The organism is Paenibacillus hunanensis (assembly GCF_034055775.1).
GTDB lineage: Bacteria > Bacillota > Bacilli > Paenibacillales > Paenibacillaceae > Saccharibacillus > Saccharibacillus hunanensis.
This window is the reverse complement of the sequence record NZ_CP139194.1, coordinates 447,618-466,828: the sequence shown is the minus strand read 5'-3', so window position 1 is coordinate 466,828 and position 19,211 is coordinate 447,618. Positions and strand designations below refer to the sequence as shown.

Genomic DNA, 19,211 nt, shown 5'->3' with positions numbered 1-19,211 from the left:
TTAAATGCACGGTAGGTTTCTTTCTGAGCATGTACTCGTTATCCATTTTTTGATAGAATTGTTCTTTTTATGATGCTATTAAATGTGACGCAGAAAAGTACCACTTCTTTTTTATTCTATACTTTTCTACGTATTCTGTAGAGAGATTTACACAAATTTAAAGATAAACTTTATCGAAATGATAGCTGTCATACATTATCGTCTTTTTATGGAATAATATGGAGTGCTATAGCTCCAGGCTGTACGCTAACAGCTGCTCTCTTGATAGCTGTTCCGCTTGTCGCTCGATCTCCTGCTGCTCCTTCGTTGTCAGCTGCTTATTCACGTTTCGTTGAATCTGCTTCATATCGATTCCAGCTACCCCTTCACTGACCATCTGCTCCTGTTGACGATGCCGTTCAGCCGCGTGAATCAAAATAGCAGCTTCTCGGTATTGACCGATCGCATGCAATGCAGCAATCATGCCATCCAAGCTCCGAATCAGCACCCATGTACCTTTGTAAATCTGACTGATGGAGATGCTTTTTTTGAAATAGTCGATCGATTCTTGAAATTGTCCAGCCTGAAGCGCTGCGTAGCCCAGACTTTCATACGGCCCGGACAGCTCCCACCGATCGCCTGCTTGCTCGAACCAGTGAATGCTTTCCTTCAACTGTAATGTTCCTTGTTCTACTTCTCCGAGTCTTAGCTTGAGACGTCCTAAAGCATGTAATGAGCTTGCTAGATTCCAGGCATCCTCATGCTGACGAGCCAGCTGTATACTTTCCTCTGCGTGAATGATCGCTTGCTCCAGCTTCCCCTGATGCAACCGAATAAACGAGATGAGCCGTAGCGAGGCGGCGCGTAAGGAGTCATACTGCTCACGACGAGATAGGCTCATACTTTGTTCCACAGATTGCTCGGCCTCTGACAATCGAGCCAGCACAAACTGAATCACACCACGTCCATGATACGCAGTAGCTAACGCTTTTTGATTATAGGATTGTAACGGAATACTCATCTCCGCATGAGCGACCTCTAGAAAACGATCCAGCCACAATAAGCCCTCAATCCCCATGCCTTCATGTAGCCAGAACCAGTATAGTGACGAAGCGATACGTATACCACTGCCCTGGCTGACGACGCCTTGATAGGCGCGCTGCATCGCTAGACTCAGATTGCTATATTCCAAACGTGTCTGCTGTAGACACTGATCTCGCTTGCTGGTACGGAATAGAAGTGCCTGCTGCTTCATCCATTGATCATAATAAGCTGAATGCGCCTTATAGATATGCTGAATATACACGAGTGATGCTTCATGCTGTAGCTGATGCTGTGCATATTCACGAATGGTTTCTAGCATACGATACCGAACAACTCCAGTCTCCTGCTGGCGCTCCAGCATCACAAGCGACTTGTTCACCAGACCGGATAACAGATCGATCATCTCGGTCCGCGATAGCAGCTGCTCAGCATTCTCTTCATGCTCACTGCTCGCAACAATCTGCTCTACCGCATCCAGCGTGAAGCGATGTGCGAATACACTCAAGGCTTGCAATAGCAGCTGCTCCTTACGATCAAGCAGGGAGTAGCTCCAATCAATCGTCGCCTTGAGCGTTTGTTGGCGCGGAGCCGCCGTCCGCTGTCCACCTGTTAAAAAGGTCAACAAATGCGCCAGACGCTCCTGAATCTGATCGATCGATAAAATATTAAGCCGTGCTGCTGCCAGTTCAATCGCCAGCGGAATCCCTTCTAGCCGTTGGCAAATGCTCTCGATACCCTGTAGCTCTTGAGCCGTAGGCTGATGCTGCGGATGAAGCGCCTGTAGCCTTGCTACGAATAGCTGCACCGATTCGGACACGCTCCCCTGCTCCGCTGTAGCACCTGCTTCCGGTAAGGTTAGCGGTGGTAGACGATATACCTGTTCGGCAGCAATATTTAGCGACTCACGACTCGTGACCATCAGGTGTAGCCGCGGATTGGCAGCGATCAACCGCTCGATCAAGGCGGCTACTGCATCGATCAGATGCTCACAGTTATCGAAAATAAACAGCAGCTGCTTATCCCGAATATGCTCCAGCACAATCTCCCATTCCGAGCGCCCCGGTTGATGTTGTAGCCCAAGTACAGACAGTACATAGTGATTAAGCAGATGAGCATCTTGCAGTGTAGCTAACTCCAGTACCCATATTCCATCGGGATACTGTGCTCGAATCTGATGCGCAGCATGAATAGCCAGTGCCGTTTTGCCGATGCCACCAGTGCCGATAATCGAGACGATAGACCCTTTTTCCAGCAGACTCTGGATGTCCTGTGTTTGGATAGCACGTCCAATGAACAGCGTCGAGCGCTCCGGTAGATTGCCTCTGGAAGGAGCTGGATTGGTACTAGCTAGTATGGGTGTAGGTTGGGGAACTCTTGTCTCATCCTCCAATAGTGCTCGAGTTGAATTTGCTTCGTTATGCTTGTAAGCTTCCAGCAGCTGGGCAAACCATGTCTCATCAAATGACGCAAATTCCCGTCCACTTAGAGAGCGTGCTTCTGCCATTTGCTTGACCGCATCCCACAGCGCTTTTGCCTCGTTCATCTCTGCATCGACGACCAGCTTGCCTGCCTGCAAAAACACCTGAATCAGCCGCTTCAAGCTGCTACTGCCCGGTGTACGATCCCCATTCTCCCATTGCTGCACAGTACGTGGATCAACACCGACCTGCTCTGCCAGATCAACCTGACGCATTTTTAACTGAATCTGGTGAGCCGAAGGGCGAGTACGTAGCTTTTTGATCATATCAGCTGGCCATTCCTTTTCTACCTGTTCATTCATTCTTTTACCACCCGGTATTTAAAATTAGAGCGCAGTGTTCACCTGTACTCTGCGATATACATTATCGTCTACACGAACAAACACGAACTTATCTACATTCGTTTTCCTTATTTTAACGGATAATATGAGCCTATGACATTCATAACCTATCTAAAGGAGTGAACCACATGCCATTAACACGAATTTCTATGCTCAAAGGTCGTCATACCGATCACAGGGAGCAGCTCAAGTCAGTCATTGCTGACGTCATTGTAGACAAGCTTAATGTACCTGCTAACGATCGCTTTATACTGCTGGATGAGTATGATGCGGATCAATTCCATTATGATCCTACCTGCCTTGATATTGAGCGTACCGATGATCTGTTAATTATTCAGATTACGCTCGTTGTAGGACGTCCCACAGAGGTCAAAAAGCAATTTTACGAGGCGCTGGCAGAGCAGCTTCATCAGCAGCTCCAGCTGCGTAAAGAGGATATTTTCGTCAATCTGATTGAGGTCACTCGGGATAACTGGTCGTATGGTAACGGGATCGCTCAGTTTGCCTTGTAATCTGGCTGTAGCTCGCTTGAATGGTATCAACTTCACGAGTTATAGATAGGCTCCCTACTAGAAATACCTTTATTTAAATATTGAATTCGAATAACGAGAGGATGTTGAATCATGGCTACACTGCTCTATATTACTGCCCACCCGGGGGAAGCTACTTCCTCGTATAGTCTCGCTGTAGGCGAGCAATTTGTTCAAGCCTATAAGCAAGCTCATCCGCAGGACGAGATCAAGCATTTGAATTTATACGATGTAGAGATTCCAAATATTGATGCCGAGGTGCTGGACGCATGGGGCAAGCTCGGACAGGGCATTGCTGCCAATACGCTCTCTGCATCCCAGCAGAGTAAAATCATGAAGCTTGGACAGGTACTCAGCCAATTTATGGAGACAGATAAATACGTATTCGTGAATCCGATGTGGAATTTCTCCTACCCTCCAGTGATGAAAACATATATTGATGCGATCTGTATGCGCGGGCAAACGTTCAAATATACCGAGAACGGGCCTGTAGGGCTGCTCCACAACAAAAAGGCACTGCATATTCAGGCAAGCGGCGGCATCTACGCAGAAGGCCCGATGCAGCATATGGAAAACGGCAATCGACATTTGAAAAATGTACTTGGCTTTATCGGTGTGCATGATGTGGAGAGCATCCTGATCGAAGGCATTTCGTATACACCCGCACGTGCACCTGAAATCAAGCAGCAAGCGATGGAAGCTGCACGCCAGCTGGCACAGACATTTTGAATGTTGTGATAGGTGTGACCTGTATATTTTGTGTTAAGGGAGGACAGACTTATGAAAGTAACGTATCACGGTCATTCTGTCGTACAGATTGAAACCCGGGGCACAACGATCTTTATCGATCCTTTTCTGACTGGCAATCCGGTAGCCGATATTGCCGCCGCTGATGTCAAGACCGACGTAATTCTGCTAACTCACGGTCATGGCGATCATGTAGGTGATACTGTAGAGATTGCCAAGCGAAATGATGCTCTGGTCATTGCCTCTGCTGAGCTATGTGACTGGCTCAGCTGGCAGGGTGTACGTACCCATGCAATGAGTATTGGAGGAAGCAGCTGGTTTGACTTTGGTCGAGTCAAATTAACGCAGGCATTTCATAGCTCCAGCTATGTGGATCATGAGACACAGACGATCATTTATACCGGTATGCCTACAGGTATCCTGTTTACCGCTGAGAATAAAACGATCTACCATGCTGGGGATACAGGGATATTTTCCGATATGAAGCTGATTGGTGAGCTGGATAAAATTGATCTCGCCTTTCTCCCGATCGGCGATCGGCATACTATGGGACCGCAGGATGCGGCGCTGGCAGCCGAATGGCTCAAAGCCAAAGCTGTCGTTCCTGTCCACTATAATACGTTTCCTTTTTTCAAGCAGGATCCGTATGACTTTGCAGAGCTCCTTCAGCCGGGAGTCGGTAAAGTGCTACATCCAGGCGAGCAGCTAGAGCTATAATTCTGTCGATCGAATCATTTATCGTGGAGCCTATATGTAAAGCCAGTCTGTGCATATACAGACTGGCTTTATCCTATTCGTATGCGAGGTACTTTATTAGTTCGATTCCATTCACAGATAGGTTGTAGATGTACACGTATTTTGATGTGGATATGAATCTACAGTTACAGCTATATCAAACATACCGATCGATCGCATGCATGTCCGTCTATCATCTAACCGATCATTGGCGTCTGCTCTCGATCCCGACTACGACTTGCTACATAGCCAAGCAATACAGCGCCCAGTACCGCACTAATAATACACGACAGATTCATAGCCGCCGCACCGCCTGCTTCCAGCAAATACCCGTTGAGCAGATTACCTGCAATGCCAGCCAGACCGACAAACACCATATTGAAAATACTTTGAGCGGTCGCCTGCATATGTCGTGAAGCGATACGCGATACATACTCCACCGCCGAAATATAGAAAAATCCAAAGGATAGCCCATGCAGTAGCTGTACCGCGATCATCACCCACGGCACCGGGAAAAGATACTGAATACCCCAGCGCAAAATATAGGCGAAGGCGGCAATCAGCAGCATGCGTTCATGGCCATAGCGTGCAATCACACGCGCCGCCAGCAGCATGGCCGGAATATTCGCTGCTGAAGCGATGAACAGCCCAATCCCTGCCATTTCCAGCGTACCGCCCGCCTCTTCAAAGGACAGCACAAAATAGGAGTTAAATGCCGTCAGCGTCTGATTGACCAGCAGACAGCCTCCGAGGAAGCATAGAAATAGACGATTTCCCAGCAAGCTACGAATGCCTGTAGATAGTGACTGCTGTAGTACACGACTTTCATCCGAACGACTCGGCAAGGTCAATGTTAATACGGCTGCCAGCAGATTAAACACAAGAAAGGGAATCCAGATCAACGATATATCGATCCGACTCACATACAGACCACCGAGATAGCTTCCTGCCGCTGTACCGAGACTACCGAGAAATCGAATCGCGCCATACGTCGTATTGGCCTTCTGGGCAGCGACCAGTGCGTAGGAGTCCGCCATCGGTGCCTGTGTGGCGGTGAATACCATTGATATCGTATAAATAATCGTGAGCACAATAAAATACGGACTTTGATAAAACACTGACAACAGCGCCGGCACGGCTACACTGAGCATCAGCACAAGCCGCATCTGCTGAAAGCGATCGACCACCAGCCCCCAGAACGGCTGGATCAAGATCGAAATAAACGTACCGATCGACATCAGCAAGCCGACCTGTGTGCTTCCCAACCCACCATGCACCAGCATCGTGGACATGTATGGATTGAACATACCTCCAGCCAATCCAGCCAGCAAATAAAAGCTGCGAATGCGTAGCAAGGTCTGCTGTGATTCGCGGTCTACAGACGTAGAGGACACAGCCTCACGCTTCAATCTTGCCTTCTCACCAAATAATGAACCCATTCCATTTGCTCCTTCTCTATCCGTTATCCAAGCGTGGCGCTGTCTGCTTCGTGGCAGCAGCTTTTCTCTATCGGTCACAGACAGAAGATAAGGTGGCAGACTTTATGTAGGCGTCCGCTTCTTTGCCCCATCGTCCTGCTGGTGCCGTTGATCCTGTGTGGATCGCTCGGAGCCGGGGATTCCGGCCCCGGTATATACAGTATGGTCATGGATTGGTGTTCTATGGTGTAAGGATGATATTCAATTGTGAACAGCGTCTAGCATCTATCATGTGTGAAAAAGATATCCCGTCCATCCTGATCAATCGCGATAATCTGAGCTTTGAATGTGTACGCTTCGCTATAGCAAGACGAACGATGCAGTCAACTTATACTTAACGCTCCGCAGGTGTACGCAGTGTCTGCAATACGCCATATACCGCGCCCAGCGCTCCTGCTTCATTTCCAAGCTGTGCAGGTACAAGCTGTGCTTCAATCGGTGTAAACTGCTGCACACGCCTGGTCAATTCACTCATATAATAGCTGGATTCCGACACGCCGCCGCCAACGACGATGCGCTCCGGATTAAGTAAAGACACAATATTCGCCAGTCCTGCTGCCATATAGCCGATGGGCTCTGCCATAATCGCCTGTGCATCCCCATCGCCCGTTGCTGCCAGCTGCAATACATGGATCGCCTGCACCTGCTCAATCGTGCCCGCCTGAGCAACAATCTTCTCGCCTGCCCCTCCTGCGCGCTGACGCAGCCAGCGGCGTGCATGCTCACCGATGCCTGTGCCTGAGGCAAGCGATTCATAGCGTCCGAATTCCAGACTGCTCACCGAGCCAGCGGCTTCCTCTGGTCGATGATCGACGACAAAATAGGAAATTTCACCAGCGGTATAGCCTGCTCCGCGGTGCAGCTCACCATTGAGGATCATCGCACCGCCGATCCCTGTACCAACAGTGACCATCACCATCTGCGTGCTGCCTGCACCAGCGCCCTGCCAGCATTCGCCCAGTGCAGCGATATTCACATCATTGTCCAGATATAATGGACCGCTATAATACGGTCGGATCAGCTCCAGCAGATTCACCCCATCCAGTGGTAATGCAGGTACATGATGAATCATACCTGTCTGCGGATTGACCGCCCCAGGGAAGCCGATACCGATACCGATTAAGCTATGACGAAGCAGTCCAGCCTCCTGTAGCACCTCATCCAGCTGCTGAAATACCCCTTCGATAAAAGCTTCTGCATGCTCCGCCTGTACCGTTGGCTTTTTATTACGCATAACGACACGCCCACTATTGTCTGTAATCAGAATCAATGTCTTCGTACCGCCAATATCGATGCCTGCTGTATAGCCTGAGCCGGACAGGCTGGGAACAGATTGTGCTGCCGATTGCTTCATGGTCATACTCCTCCTTGATCTTGTTGGATCGCTTCCTTGCCACCAATCACTAGCATTTCCTCTCGAATATAACGGAAAGAGCGCTGTACTCCTGCCCATGCTGCGCCGCACATGATCGCACCCTCATTACTTTCTTCCAATTTGGACGCGCTAAGCTCTGGCATGACCGGTACCAGTACGGGTAGCTCCTGCTGTACAATCGGTAAAAACACACCTGCCGCCTGCCCGATCTGTCCACCCAGCACAATGCGCTCCGGTGCAAGCAAGGACGCCATCTGTGCCAGTGGTAAAATTAGCCGATCTGCATAGCGCTCGAAAACCCGTACTGCCAGCGGATGTCCATTCTTCGCCTGCTCCAGCAGCTCCGGTATTGTCCAGCTTGCTGCGTCCGTGTCATCGGATTGCTGGGCGGCTTCATGCAGTAGCTCACGTAAGCCTTCATTGCCAATATACTGCTCTAATCGCTGATATTCTGTTCCATCTATGCCCATCTCGGATTTACGAAGGGCAGCCTGTCCCCATTCGCCAGCCGCTCCAGCCAGACCGCGGTAGATCTGTCCTTGAATGACGATCCCTGTACCGACGCCCTCACCGAGCGAAATGTAAATAAAGCTACAGGCACCTGCTCCATTTCCATATTCCTGCTCCGCTACAGCTGCCAGATTCACATCGTTATCAAGCAGCACCTCTGCTCCCAGTAATTGACGAAGCGCTGGCGCAGATAATAGCTCTCCATAGCGCTCTAGCTGCGGTAATAGCGTCTGCACATATCCGGTATATGGATCAACGACTGCTGGTATACCCGCACTAACAAATCGAATCGGCCCATCCTCCGGTGCATGCTGGGCAACGATATCCTTTAAGCGCTGCTGCAAGGCTTGCTGGGCATTCGAATCCCCCTCCAGCTCCGCCCATGCGATATATCCGGTATTGCGCACCTTGCCCGATAGATCGGTCATGCCCGTCTGGATGCCCTCCGCTCCAATATCGAGCAGGAAAATATGAAACACCTGCGGATTGAATTCCAGTACCTGACCTTTACGACCTTGCTGATTCGTATCAAGCCCCGTCTCCACAACGAGTCGGTGGTAAAGTAAATTTTGCACAGCCGAAGAAACGGTTGGCTTGCTCAGACCGGTACGACGACTGATTTCAGCACGCGATAATCCAGCCTCATTCACGATCAGCTCCAAAATCAAATATTCGTTAAAGTTACGAATCATCTGCGGATTTCCGATAGATGTCAGCATGGTAGCTCCTTTTCATAATGTTTTAGTAAATCACCTTTACTAATTAGATTGAAATCAGTATACGCTCGCCTACAGCCAGTGTCCATCATTATTTTGTGCATTGGGAAAATTGTTTTTATGCTGATTTGTAGCGGTATTCAGGCATGTTATATTGGTGTTATGATGCTAACAGAATGGAGGGTATACATCGTGCATTTACATAAGGGAGATATTCTGTTCCGACAGGGCGAGGATGGCCCATTATATCGGATCAAAAGCGGCCTGTTCAAAATCGTTCGCTTGCATGAGGATGGCAGTCTATTTCTATTCAATATCATTGTACCGGATGAGATGATTCCACATCATTCGCTCATTAGCCCGATGAGCTATCATGGTACAGCGATCGCGCTAACGGACTGCGAGGTTGAGGTTGTGCATGCTGCTGGCTGGTATCGCCAGCTAAATGAACAGCCTGCACAGTACCGGGAGATTGCCGCATTGCTACAGGATAAGCTCCGGATGATGCAGCAGCGGATCGATCAATTAACACGCACTACACCCATCGATAAGCTGGAGCAGCTTCAGCAGTGGTTTGCCAGCTATCTGCATGATATTCCGATTACTGATCTATTAACACAGGATGAAATTGGACAATTGATCGGCTTACGCCGCGAAACGGTGAATCGACTGCTACGCGCACAGGCCAAACAACAAAAGGACAGCCTGTAAAAGGCTGTCCTTCGATGTACTACTCGATCTGCATCTTCTGATTCACTTGTGCGACACGGGTTATCGTATACATAACGACACTAAAGCTCAATACAAGGAGGAACTATAATGAAACCATCACCATCCTGCTCGATCCATACCCGACTCTTCACGGATGACGGTACGATTCCGAATCATCCTACATTACCCGTCGTCATCTATAGTGGTGCTTTTCCTGCATCACCGGATGCAATGGAGGATGTATTCAATCGCAATGGCTGGCTGAATAGCTGGACGAACGGTGTATTTGATTACCATCACTATCATAGCAATGCACATGAGGTGCTTGGCGTAATTAGCGGCGAAGTCACCCTACGTCTTGGCGGTGAACAGGGCGAGACGGTAACGCTACACGCAGGCGATGTGGTCGTGCTACCTGCTGGCACTGGACATCGTCGTCTGGACGCGAGTTCGGACTTTCGCATCGTCGGCGCATATCCGCAGGGAATGTCCTACAATGTACGCACAGGCGCGCCCGGTGAGCATGAGCAGGCACTCAAGGAAATTCCGCATGTTCCTGTACCTGATACCGATCCTGTATTTGGTGAACAGGGGCCATTGCTGGAGCACTGGTCAGGAACCTCCATTCGCCATCCTCATTAATACCGATCACTTTAACGTTGATTGCAGAGTCCCTTTTGAATATCGTTTGAATATCGATCGATACACGAGCAGCTACATGCTGCTCGTTTTAAAATTTAAATTGGCTAACAAGTGCACTCAGACGCTCAGCGCTATCGCTCGTCTTACGAACTTCATCGGTCACCTCTGTTGCCCGATCCATAATACGCTGCGCTTCCTCAGCAATCTCTTCTGTATTGTCAGCAGACTCGTTATTGGAGAGGGCAATTTCATGAATCGCCTGCGATAGATTTTGCACCGATGCACTAAGCTGCTGGCTCGTTGCGCTGAATTCGCTCACCATTTTATCAATATCACTAGCATCGTTAATATAGTTTTCGCTGGTTTCTCTCATCATCTGATAGTCAGCAGCAACTTCGCCTGTTAACAAGCCCATCAGACGTGCGCTATAATCCTGCAAGCTGCTCACTGATTCGACAACCTCGCTTGTGATGCCTTGAATCTGGTTCACTGTCTCGCGCGAAGCATCTGCCAGCACACGAATCTCGCTGGCAACGACAGAGAAGCCTTTACCTGCTTCACCTGCACGCGCTGCCTCAATTGAAGCATTGAGTGCAAGCAGATTCGTCTGCTTCGTAATTTGCAAAATCGAGTCACTGAGCGACTTGATCATCTCTACCGAGCGTGATTGCTCCAGCGCTTGATCCAGACCACCCTTGATCTCGTAATAGACTTTACCAGTTATGGCAATTGAATCCTCTAGGCGCTGCTTCAAGTTGTTGGCACGATCGTTGATTGCTGCCGCATGCTCTGCACCTTGCTGCGCACCATTCGCAATCGTATCAATCGCCGTCTCGAATTCACGAGTCGATGCGCTGATCTCCTGCGTGGATGCTGCTGTCTGCTCCATACCTGCGGACATATTTTGCGTTGTTGCCGATACATTTTCGATTCGTCCTGCGGTCTCGCGGAAAGCTTCTGTCGTACGATTGTTGATCGAACGCAAGGTTTTCACTTCTTCTGCCACTTGATGAATCATGCCACGCGTTGTCCCCTGCATCTTCACCAGTGTACGGATCAGCTGTCCTGTCTCACCATTCATGCGCTGATATTTCTCTGGCAATTCGCCAGAATAATCGCCCTGTGACATCTGCTCCAGCTGTGTAGAAGCCAGACGTACTGGACGAATAATACTGCGCACGATCAGGAACAGTACGATCAGCGCTACGATCAAGCTGATTACAGTAATCAGAAGCATCAAGCCTACCATGCTCTGTACCCGATCCATATACACGCTAACTGGCTGCATCGTCACGACATTTAATCCCAGCACGCTATCTTTTTCAAAAGAAGCCATATACCGGACGCCGTCCAGTGTTACAAAGCCGTTACCCGAATTTGCATTTTGCATTTGCTGGTACAGACCTTCGCTATTCAGCTGGGCAAAATTCACTTTCATAATCTGTGCTTTGTTGGATGAAGCGACCACTTCGCCCGAGCGATTCAGAACTACCGTGTTCAGTAACGCATTACTTTTATGCTGTACAACATCCTGAAGCAGATTATTCACATTAAGCGGCAAGCCATAGATATCTGGATCGCCACCAGCTTTCGCGTTTGCTGCTGCCTCATCGCCTCCGATGACATCGCCCACGACGATAACGGCTTCTCCACTTACAGGGGAAGTCATAATATCACTAATGAATGGGCCTGGCTTCTGCTGTACACCTGGATACCACGGATCGGTATCTGCCTTCAATACATGAGTGAGCGATTTGCCACCGATCGCATCCATATAGATTTTACCGGCATGTGTAAAGAAAATGTTCTCATACAGTCCGTTGGCTTCCTTCATTTTCTCTGTAATATTGTCTTCAATGCGAGCGTATTCCGCCTGATCTGTCGTTCCACTTGCATTAAGCTTCTCAAAATAATCCATGATATATGGATCTTCTACCATCGCGTCTGCTGCCGATTGCTGTCCCTCGGTAATAATACTTAGCTCTTTGACCTTTTCCGATACGATACTGTTAAGTGATTGCATCGTGGATTGCTCGTATGACTGACTGACATTATAGCCTACAATTCCCATCGCAATGAGCATCGGCACGATAATACATACCGCAGCGATACCGAGGATGCGAGCAAAAAGGCTACCGGACCATTGTTTAAGTCGATTCATGAATGTGTTGTCTCCCTATTTTTGAAAATGTGTGTTATCCGTTACTATTTCATCTGATTTGGACAATCAGGTGGTCTGCATGGTGTGATCAGTTGACCCTCTATCACATGATTGGTAGCACAGACAAATGAGTCTACGATACCAAATAGGACTTTTCGTGTTATTTATAGGTCTTATTACACACTATTTAATAGTACTTCGTGATTATATATCACAAATTTCGACAATTGAATCATTATTTTTAGTAAATAAGTTAAATTTTTTATAAATGGAGGAAGGATTCGCTTTTTAGCGATTATTCAAATTTTAAGGAACCATGTGGTGGATACGTCGTATATACACATAAGATTAGCTAAGGAGGCTACTTATTATGGGTTTGATTAAAAGTATCATTAAGCAGGTTATGAAATCGAAGTCGCATGGACAGCATCGTCATCGTTCGTATAGCAGCAGTGATCGTTATCGTGGACATAAAGGGTATTCTCATAACCAGTATGGACATGGGCATTATAAGCATCATCGTAAAAAGAGCTCCTATAGCAGTAGCTGATAGGTGGTCGGACGGTCGGTCAGCATGCCATAGCAGAGTATACTTCGGATTACAACGAACTGTGTAAATATAGATATAGTCATTTTCGAGATTCATTTACAATCATCATGACACTTTATAGATCATTGCAATAATAAACAGCCGCTTCTCATAGGAGATAGCGGCTGTTTTTCTTGGGATAGGAACTTGAATGATAATTTGATTGGAAGCTTGAATGAGAGATTGAATTGAAGCTGTGGATTAATAAGTGAGTGGTATGGAATGAGCGATATACTCCAATGCCTGTCTGACCTCAGCTGTATCGGTATAGGGCTGGTCAGCCTGAAGCATTCGGCGCAGCATGCTACGCGTAGCCGGGTGAAGCTTGAGCTCACTTTCCCAGCCCGGAGCGCAAGTCGGCTCGTCGGTATGCCCCGATATCGAGAGGGGCTGTGGCTTGCTGTTGAATGCTGATCCGTGCGGCTGGTTCAGCCTGGCTTGTGATTCGTCATAGCTACTATATAACAAATAGAGCAACAAATGCCCCATGCCGTAAAAGTCACTACTGACACTGAGCGAGCGACGAATGATCTTCTCCTGCTCGTCGCCGCTCACCAATTCATCTAACTGCTGTACTACTTCTCGTGGTTCATTTTGATGCCATGTCAGCCCAAAGTCGATAAGCTGCACCTGTCCTTCATGCAGTAATACATTGGATAAGCTAATATCACGATGTACCATGCCTTTGCTATGCATGAGCTCGATAAGCTCCAGTAGCCCCAGCATCAACTGGATGGACTGAAGCTCGGTAAAGGTCGCCTCCTGCTCGAACAATAGCTCGCCGATGCTATGTCCCTCCATATATTGCATCACAAGGCAGGGCTGTCCACGATGCTGGAACTGATCGAGCAAAGCAGGGATCTGTGGATGGTTCAGCTCTCGCATCGTTTTGCATTCGCGCTCATAGATCAAGCGCGCACGCTGCTCTCCACCACGTAGTGGATGCACTCGTTTCAGTACAACCGGACGGTGGTTATCGCTCCGATCCTCGCAAGCATACGCAACCCCATAGCTTCCACTCCCCAGTACGCCGCTAATTCGGTAGCGCTCATGTATAACGGTGCCTTCTGTATAATGTCGCTCCTGCAACCAGCGGGTGACATGTCCTTTAGCACGCTGTAATGCTCTCAATCCACTCCATTCCTTCCTGTAAACCGATTAAACCTTCGCTTGAATCTACACGCTCTGCTTCTCTATTCCAATAATCATTCGGGCAGCTTGCCCTTGTCCGTTTTGCTGCGGAATTTACGATACAGGCGGCTGATGCTGTCAGGCGTCACATCGATGCCGCGTTCGTAGGCATATTTGACCGAATAGCCGAGTGCCAGTGTGACCGAGCCGGCTACACCGGCTGCCGCAACAGAGCCAGCACCGGGAAATAGCTTGACCACCTGAGCGAATAGCGTTTTACCCAGATTCCCGACGATGGAGGCGATCACGATCTCCTTCGCCGTCTCACGGCTGATCGGACGCTCATATAAAGTAGCCAAACGCGTCAGCAGACCGATCTGAATCGCAGTCAGCGGGATAATATCCGCGCCAGGTATTGGCGCAGCCCCGATCGCTCCTGCTGAGGTAGCGGCGCCGATGATCCACTTGTTGGCGATGGAGGACTTTTCCTTGATCGTGCGGGCGAAGACGATGTCCTTACTTTTTTTTTTGAGCAAATCAAGAATGCTGTAGCGGAGCTGCTCGATATTAGCACCTGTACGTGAGGATACAGGAATGACCTCATATCGGTCGCCTGTTTCCTGCCGCACACGATGTACCAATCGGTCAATCTCGTCAGCAGCATCGATCTTGTTCAGCACGATAATAATATCCTGATTGATCTTCTCCAGCGCTTCCAGTGACCGCTTCTCCGCTTCGGAAAATACAGTACCTGCGGCATTCAGGAAAAAGAGCACCACATCAGTCTGCCGATAGTAGTCTCGTGTACGCGCCGAATTGCTCGTATTCACATCGTTCAGTCCGGGCGTATCGATTAGAATAATTTTATCGCGATACGGATATTCCTTGATCTCTGTCGTTTCGCCTGGCTCTGCGCCGACTCCAGCTACTTCATCACCGATGATGCGGTTAATCGTGGATGACTTGCCCGCATTCACATCACCGACAAGTGCGATCATCACACGCTCCTTCATCTGACGGTTAATCTCATCCATCTCCTGATCAAATGCCTGATCGGCTTGACGCCGAATATCCGCCTTGAGCTGGTGCTCACTTTTGCTCATCTGCTGCGCCTCCATCCATCATCATGATGGCTATTTTATCGTATCCAGCGTTGCTGGGGTGATCATTGAATATCATCAGTTATAAGTTGTGTATTCCTGCCTTGATTATTCCCAGCCCTCCAGCACGAGCTTACCGATCATACTCCCGGCTTCAAGCTGACGATGGGCTTCACGTAGATTATCCGCATTGATCGGGGATAAGCGCTCTGATTCGGTGCTATGAAACACCCCTTCATCCACCAGCTTCGCAACCTGCTGTAAAATACGCTGCTGCTCCTGCATATCCGGTGTCTCATACTTCGCACGGGTGAACATAAATTCCCACGCAAACGAGGCGCTCTTATCCTTGAGCAAGCCAAGATCGACAGGCTGTGATGTCTCTACGATCGAGCAGATGCGCCCCTGCGGTGCAATCGCCTCCGCCATCCCCTTCCAGTGTGCATCGGTCTGATTCAGGCAGAAAATATAATCTACCTCTCCGATCCCCAGCTCCTGTAGCTGTGGCAATAGTGGCTCACGGTGATTAATCACATGATCTGTACCATGCGCGAGCGTCCACTCCTCTGTTTCTGAACGAGAAGCAGTGCCGATCACGGTTAGTCCAGCATGACGTGCAATCTGCGTCGCAATAGAGCCTACACCACCTGCCGCATTGATGATCAGAATCGTTTTGCCTGTGTTCACTTTCCGATCAGGGGCAACACCAAGACGATCATAGATCCCCTCCCATGCGGTTAATGCAGTGAGCGGCAATGCGGCAGCAGCAGCAAAATCCAGACTGGACGGCTTAAGGGCAGCAATTCGGCTATCGACCAGATGGTATTCACTATTGCCGCCAGGACGGGTCACACTACCCGCGTAATACACCTCATCGCCCGGCTGGAAGCCTTCGACCTGCTCCCCTACCGCTTCAATGACACCTGCCACATCCCAGCCCAGAATACGCGGCTCGGATTCAACCCCATCCTTCGGTGCGCGCAGCTTCGTATCGACTGGATTCACCGAGATCGCTTCAACCTTGACCAGCAGATCGTAGCCTGTTGCCGTCGGCATTGAAATGGTCACATCTTGCAGGCTATCTGGATCATCAATCGGTAAATAACGCGTTAATCCTACAGCTTTCATGTTGGTTTGAGTCATATCGAGTTCCTCCTCTGGCATCAGCCTTGTTTTGAATGATACGTATATGAATCCATTTGGATGCATCGCACAGTGTCTCACGATTAATACCCGTTTTGGATGGTTACCGCAACACAGGTTTAGTTTGTAAAGGGTTACGCTATGTATCTCTATCTCTGCATAGGTTCATACAGGTTCGATCAAATAAGTAAGATATTTTGCTGCGCAAAAATCACTTCTCATTTCACCCCGTGCTAGGAGATCGCTAGCACTAGAAGCAGTAAGATATTTTGCTGCGCAAAAATCACTTCTCATTTCACCCCGTGCTAGGAGATCGCTAGCACTAGAAGCAGTAAGATATTTTGCTACGCAAAAATCACTTCTCATTTCACCCCGTGCTAGGAGATCGCTAGCACTAGAAGCAGTAAGATATTTTGCTACGCAAAAATCACTTCTCATTTCACCCCGTGCTAGGAGATCGCTAGCACTAGTACTGAATTTTGAAATTATCTGCGGTTGTGGCATTTGGACTGCGGCTTATCTGTCGTTCGCCTGTTGTGCTGTAAGCGCGTACAGAAGCAACCTACTCGTGCTACAATGCCCTTGTTTATAACGAAAATGTTCACTCAGGGAGATGAACCTTATGATTCGATTATCGGTATTCACGGTCTGCACACCCGACCTGACACCAGAGCAGGTCATTCATGCGGCGCATGCCGCAGGCATTGACGGAATCGAGTGGCGCTATGCAGGGATTCCAGCTGATGCTATGGAGGAAGCCCCCTCCTTCTGGCGGCATAATCGTTGCTCGATTACACCAGGCACAGATGCCCAGCAGCTATCCCAGCTACGCGAACTATCCCAGCAACATCAGGTTCAGTCGATCGCTCTCGTGCCGTATTTAAAATGCGGTGATCTGGATGCGGCACAGCAAGCCTTTGCCACCGGGCAGCAGCTCGGGGTCTCGATGATGCGTGTCGGTGTGCCCTGGTACGATGGTACACACCATATCGATGAGTTACAGCAAGAAGCGGTACGTTACTTGAGCGCCATTCAGGATATGGCGATGACCTATGGTATCAAGGCACTGATCGAAACACATCATGGCTCGATTGCACCGAGCGCTTCACGGGCTATGCGATTGATCGATGGCTTGAATCCACAGCATGTGGGCGTGCTCTACGATCCCGGCAATATGGTGCACGAAGGATTTGAGAATTATCGTATGGGCATCGAGCTGCTAGGTCCCTATTTAGCCCATGTTCATGTCAAAAATGCCGCATGGCGTCAGCAGGATGGACAATGGCAATGTCAGTGGGCACCGCTACATGAAGGCATTGTGCCATGGGAAGCTATACTTAACATTTTACTGGAAAATGGCTATGACGGTTATCTCGGTATTGAGGATTTTAGCGGACAATGGGCAAGTGCAGAGTTGTTACAGCAGTTTGCCAGTACATTCCGTTCCTTTATACAGTCACCCAAACTGGAGGCGAATTCATAATGAGTCCTGATCTGGCAGTTACTTCTTCCACTCCTTTTTCTCCTGCAATCGTACGTGTCGGCGTGATCGGTATTGGCAATATGGGCAGCACCCATGCCAGAACGATATTATCCGGCGCGATTCCCGGTGCAGAGCTTGCCGCTGTATGTGATATTCGCGAATCGATGCGACAGTGGACAGCCGAGCAATTATCACCGAATATCGCATTCTGGAGCGATTCGGAACAAATGATGCAGTCCGGTACGATCGATGCTGTGCTGCTCGCTACGCCGCATGATGATCATGCACGACAAGCGATGATTGCCTTTCAGCATGGTCTGCATGTGCTGGTGGAGAAGCCCGCAGGTGTAAGCACCGCGCAAGTACGGCAAATGAATGATGCTGCTGCCGCTGCGCCGAACAGCGTATTCGCGATTATGTATAATCAGCGCACCAATCCGGTATATCGCAAGCTACGCGAGCTGATCCAATCCGGTGAGCTGGGCGAGATTCGCCGTATGAACTGGATCATTACAACCTGGTATCGTCCGCAAAGCTATTACGATTCCGGCGGCTGGCGCGCCACATGGGCAGGTGAAGGTGGCGGTGTACTGATCAACCAGTGCCCACACCAGCTCGATCTGCTGCAATGGACAACGGGAATGATGCCAGAGCGTATCCGTGCCTTTTGCCGATTCGGGCGTTATCGGGATATTGAGGTTGAGGATGATGTGACAGCCTATGCGGAGTATGCGAATGGCGCCAGTGCTGTATTTATTACGACGACAGGCGAGGCACCGGGAACAAACCGTTTGGAAATGACAGGCGATCGCGGCAAAATCGTGATCGAAAATGATCAGCTTACCTTCTGGCGACTGCGCGAATCCGAGCCAGAGTTTAATAGCCGTTATACCGGAAAGTTTGGCAGTCCCGAATGCTGGCAGTGTGATATTCCTGTCGAAGGCGAGGAAACGGGACATCCCGGTATTATTCGCAACTGGATTGATGCGATTCGGTATGGAACACCATTATTATCTCCAGGTGCGGAAGGTATTCATGGACTGACTCTGTCGAATGCGATGCTGCTATCAACATGGACGGATGGCTGGGTAGAGCTACCCCTGAACGAGCAGCAGTTTACCGACGAGCTGGAGCAACGTCGTCAGAATTCGGTGTACAAGCCGGGGAGTACGGTCGAACCGGAGGATGTGCCTGCTGATCTGAGCGGTACATTTAAGTAACGGACGGACGATATGGGAGTTCGCGATATGGGAATTGGATGGTAGCGAAACGGCTACCTGTATCGATGATGGATGTACATTACCGTATGCCATGAAGA

The 19,211-nt window shown here is 49.2% G+C and carries 16 protein-coding genes; 8 read left to right on the top strand and 8 right to left on the bottom strand.

From position 1 onward, the window contains the following. Positions 1–226: 226 nt before the first annotated feature. On the bottom strand, positions 227–2,803 hold the full coding sequence (locus tag SK066_RS01825) for a helix-turn-helix domain-containing protein (RefSeq protein WP_320543420.1): 2,577 nt from the start codon (positions 2,801–2,803) through the stop codon (positions 227–229). 167 nt (positions 2,804–2,970) lie between these two features. Between SK066_RS01825 and SK066_RS01820 the strand changes: the two genes are divergently transcribed. From SK066_RS01820 to SK066_RS01810, 3 genes are all read left to right on the top strand, one after another. After that, positions 2,971–3,354, top strand: coding sequence for a tautomerase family protein (locus SK066_RS01820; protein WP_320543419.1), 384 nt, complete (start codon positions 2,971–2,973; stop codon positions 3,352–3,354). A 111-nt stretch (positions 3,355–3,465) separates the two neighbouring features. Continuing rightward, on the top strand, positions 3,466–4,101 hold the full coding sequence (locus SK066_RS01815) for an NAD(P)H-dependent oxidoreductase (RefSeq protein ID WP_320543418.1): 636 nt from the start codon (positions 3,466–3,468) through the stop codon (positions 4,099–4,101). Between the two features lie 51 nt (positions 4,102–4,152). Next, the gene (locus SK066_RS01810) at positions 4,153–4,836 is read left to right on the top strand and encodes a metal-dependent hydrolase (protein WP_320543417.1); all 684 of its coding nucleotides are present in this window, start codon (positions 4,153–4,155) and stop codon (positions 4,834–4,836) included. A gap of 215 nt (positions 4,837–5,051) precedes the next feature. On the opposite strand, the gene SK066_RS01805 is transcribed toward SK066_RS01810, so the two are convergent. From SK066_RS01805 to SK066_RS01795, 3 genes are all read right to left on the bottom strand, one after another. Further along, positions 5,052–6,293: an MFS transporter gene (locus SK066_RS01805; protein WP_320543416.1), complete on the bottom strand. Its 1,242-nt coding sequence runs from the start codon at positions 6,291–6,293 to the stop codon at positions 5,052–5,054. A gap of 373 nt (positions 6,294–6,666) precedes the next feature. Next, a complete protein-coding gene (locus SK066_RS01800) occupies positions 6,667–7,686 on the bottom strand; it encodes an ROK family protein (protein ID WP_320543415.1) in 1,020 nt (339 codons plus the stop codon). A gap of 2 nt (positions 7,687–7,688) precedes the next feature. Then, positions 7,689–8,936, bottom strand: coding sequence for an ROK family transcriptional regulator (locus tag SK066_RS01795; protein WP_320543414.1), 1,248 nt, complete (start codon positions 8,934–8,936; stop codon positions 7,689–7,691). A gap of 162 nt (positions 8,937–9,098) precedes the next feature. On the opposite strand from SK066_RS01795, the gene SK066_RS01790 reads away from it, so the two are divergent. Together SK066_RS01790 and SK066_RS01785 are read left to right on the top strand one after the other, a co-directional pair. Next, the gene (locus tag SK066_RS01790; protein WP_407673806.1) at positions 9,099–9,644 is read left to right on the top strand and encodes a Crp/Fnr family transcriptional regulator; all 546 of its coding nucleotides are present in this window, start codon (positions 9,099–9,101) and stop codon (positions 9,642–9,644) included. A 108-nt stretch (positions 9,645–9,752) separates the two neighbouring features. Beyond that, positions 9,753–10,286 (top strand): cupin domain-containing protein, encoded by a 534-nt coding sequence (locus SK066_RS01785; protein ID WP_320543412.1) that lies wholly within the window; start codon positions 9,753–9,755, stop codon positions 10,284–10,286. A gap of 88 nt (positions 10,287–10,374) precedes the next feature. On the opposite strand, the gene SK066_RS01780 is transcribed toward SK066_RS01785, so the two are convergent. After that, positions 10,375–12,447, bottom strand: a complete 2,073-nt coding sequence (locus tag SK066_RS01780; protein ID WP_320543411.1) for a methyl-accepting chemotaxis protein — start codon at positions 12,445–12,447, stop codon at positions 10,375–10,377. Positions 12,448–12,817: 370 nt separating this feature from the next. Between SK066_RS01780 and SK066_RS01775 the strand changes: the two genes are divergently transcribed. Then, positions 12,818–12,997, top strand: coding sequence for a hypothetical protein (locus tag SK066_RS01775; protein ID WP_188774621.1), 180 nt, complete (start codon positions 12,818–12,820; stop codon positions 12,995–12,997). A gap of 240 nt (positions 12,998–13,237) precedes the next feature. On the opposite strand, the gene SK066_RS01770 is transcribed toward SK066_RS01775, so the two are convergent. The 3 genes from SK066_RS01770 to SK066_RS01760 form a co-directional block, all read right to left on the bottom strand. Continuing rightward, positions 13,238–14,167, bottom strand: a complete 930-nt coding sequence (locus SK066_RS01770) for a serine/threonine protein kinase (RefSeq protein WP_320543410.1) — start codon at positions 14,165–14,167, stop codon at positions 13,238–13,240. 74 nt (positions 14,168–14,241) lie between these two features. Then, entirely contained in the window at positions 14,242–15,270 is a 1,029-nt protein-coding gene (locus tag SK066_RS01765; RefSeq protein ID WP_320543409.1) for a GTPase, read from the bottom strand. 105 nt (positions 15,271–15,375) lie between these two features. Further along, positions 15,376–16,410, bottom strand: a complete 1,035-nt coding sequence (locus tag SK066_RS01760; RefSeq protein ID WP_320543408.1) for a zinc-binding alcohol dehydrogenase family protein — start codon at positions 16,408–16,410, stop codon at positions 15,376–15,378. A 622-nt stretch (positions 16,411–17,032) separates the two neighbouring features. Here SK066_RS01760 and SK066_RS01755 point away from each other — a divergent pair. Together SK066_RS01755 and SK066_RS01750 are read left to right on the top strand one after the other, a co-directional pair. Then, positions 17,033–17,893 (top strand): sugar phosphate isomerase/epimerase family protein, encoded by an 861-nt coding sequence (locus SK066_RS01755; RefSeq protein WP_320543407.1) that lies wholly within the window; start codon positions 17,033–17,035, stop codon positions 17,891–17,893. After that, positions 17,893–19,113, top strand: a complete 1,221-nt coding sequence (locus SK066_RS01750; protein ID WP_320543406.1) for a Gfo/Idh/MocA family protein — start codon at positions 17,893–17,895, stop codon at positions 19,111–19,113. Before SK066_RS01755 ends, SK066_RS01750 begins: the two co-directional genes overlap by 1 nt. Positions 19,114–19,211 lie beyond the last annotated feature (98 nt).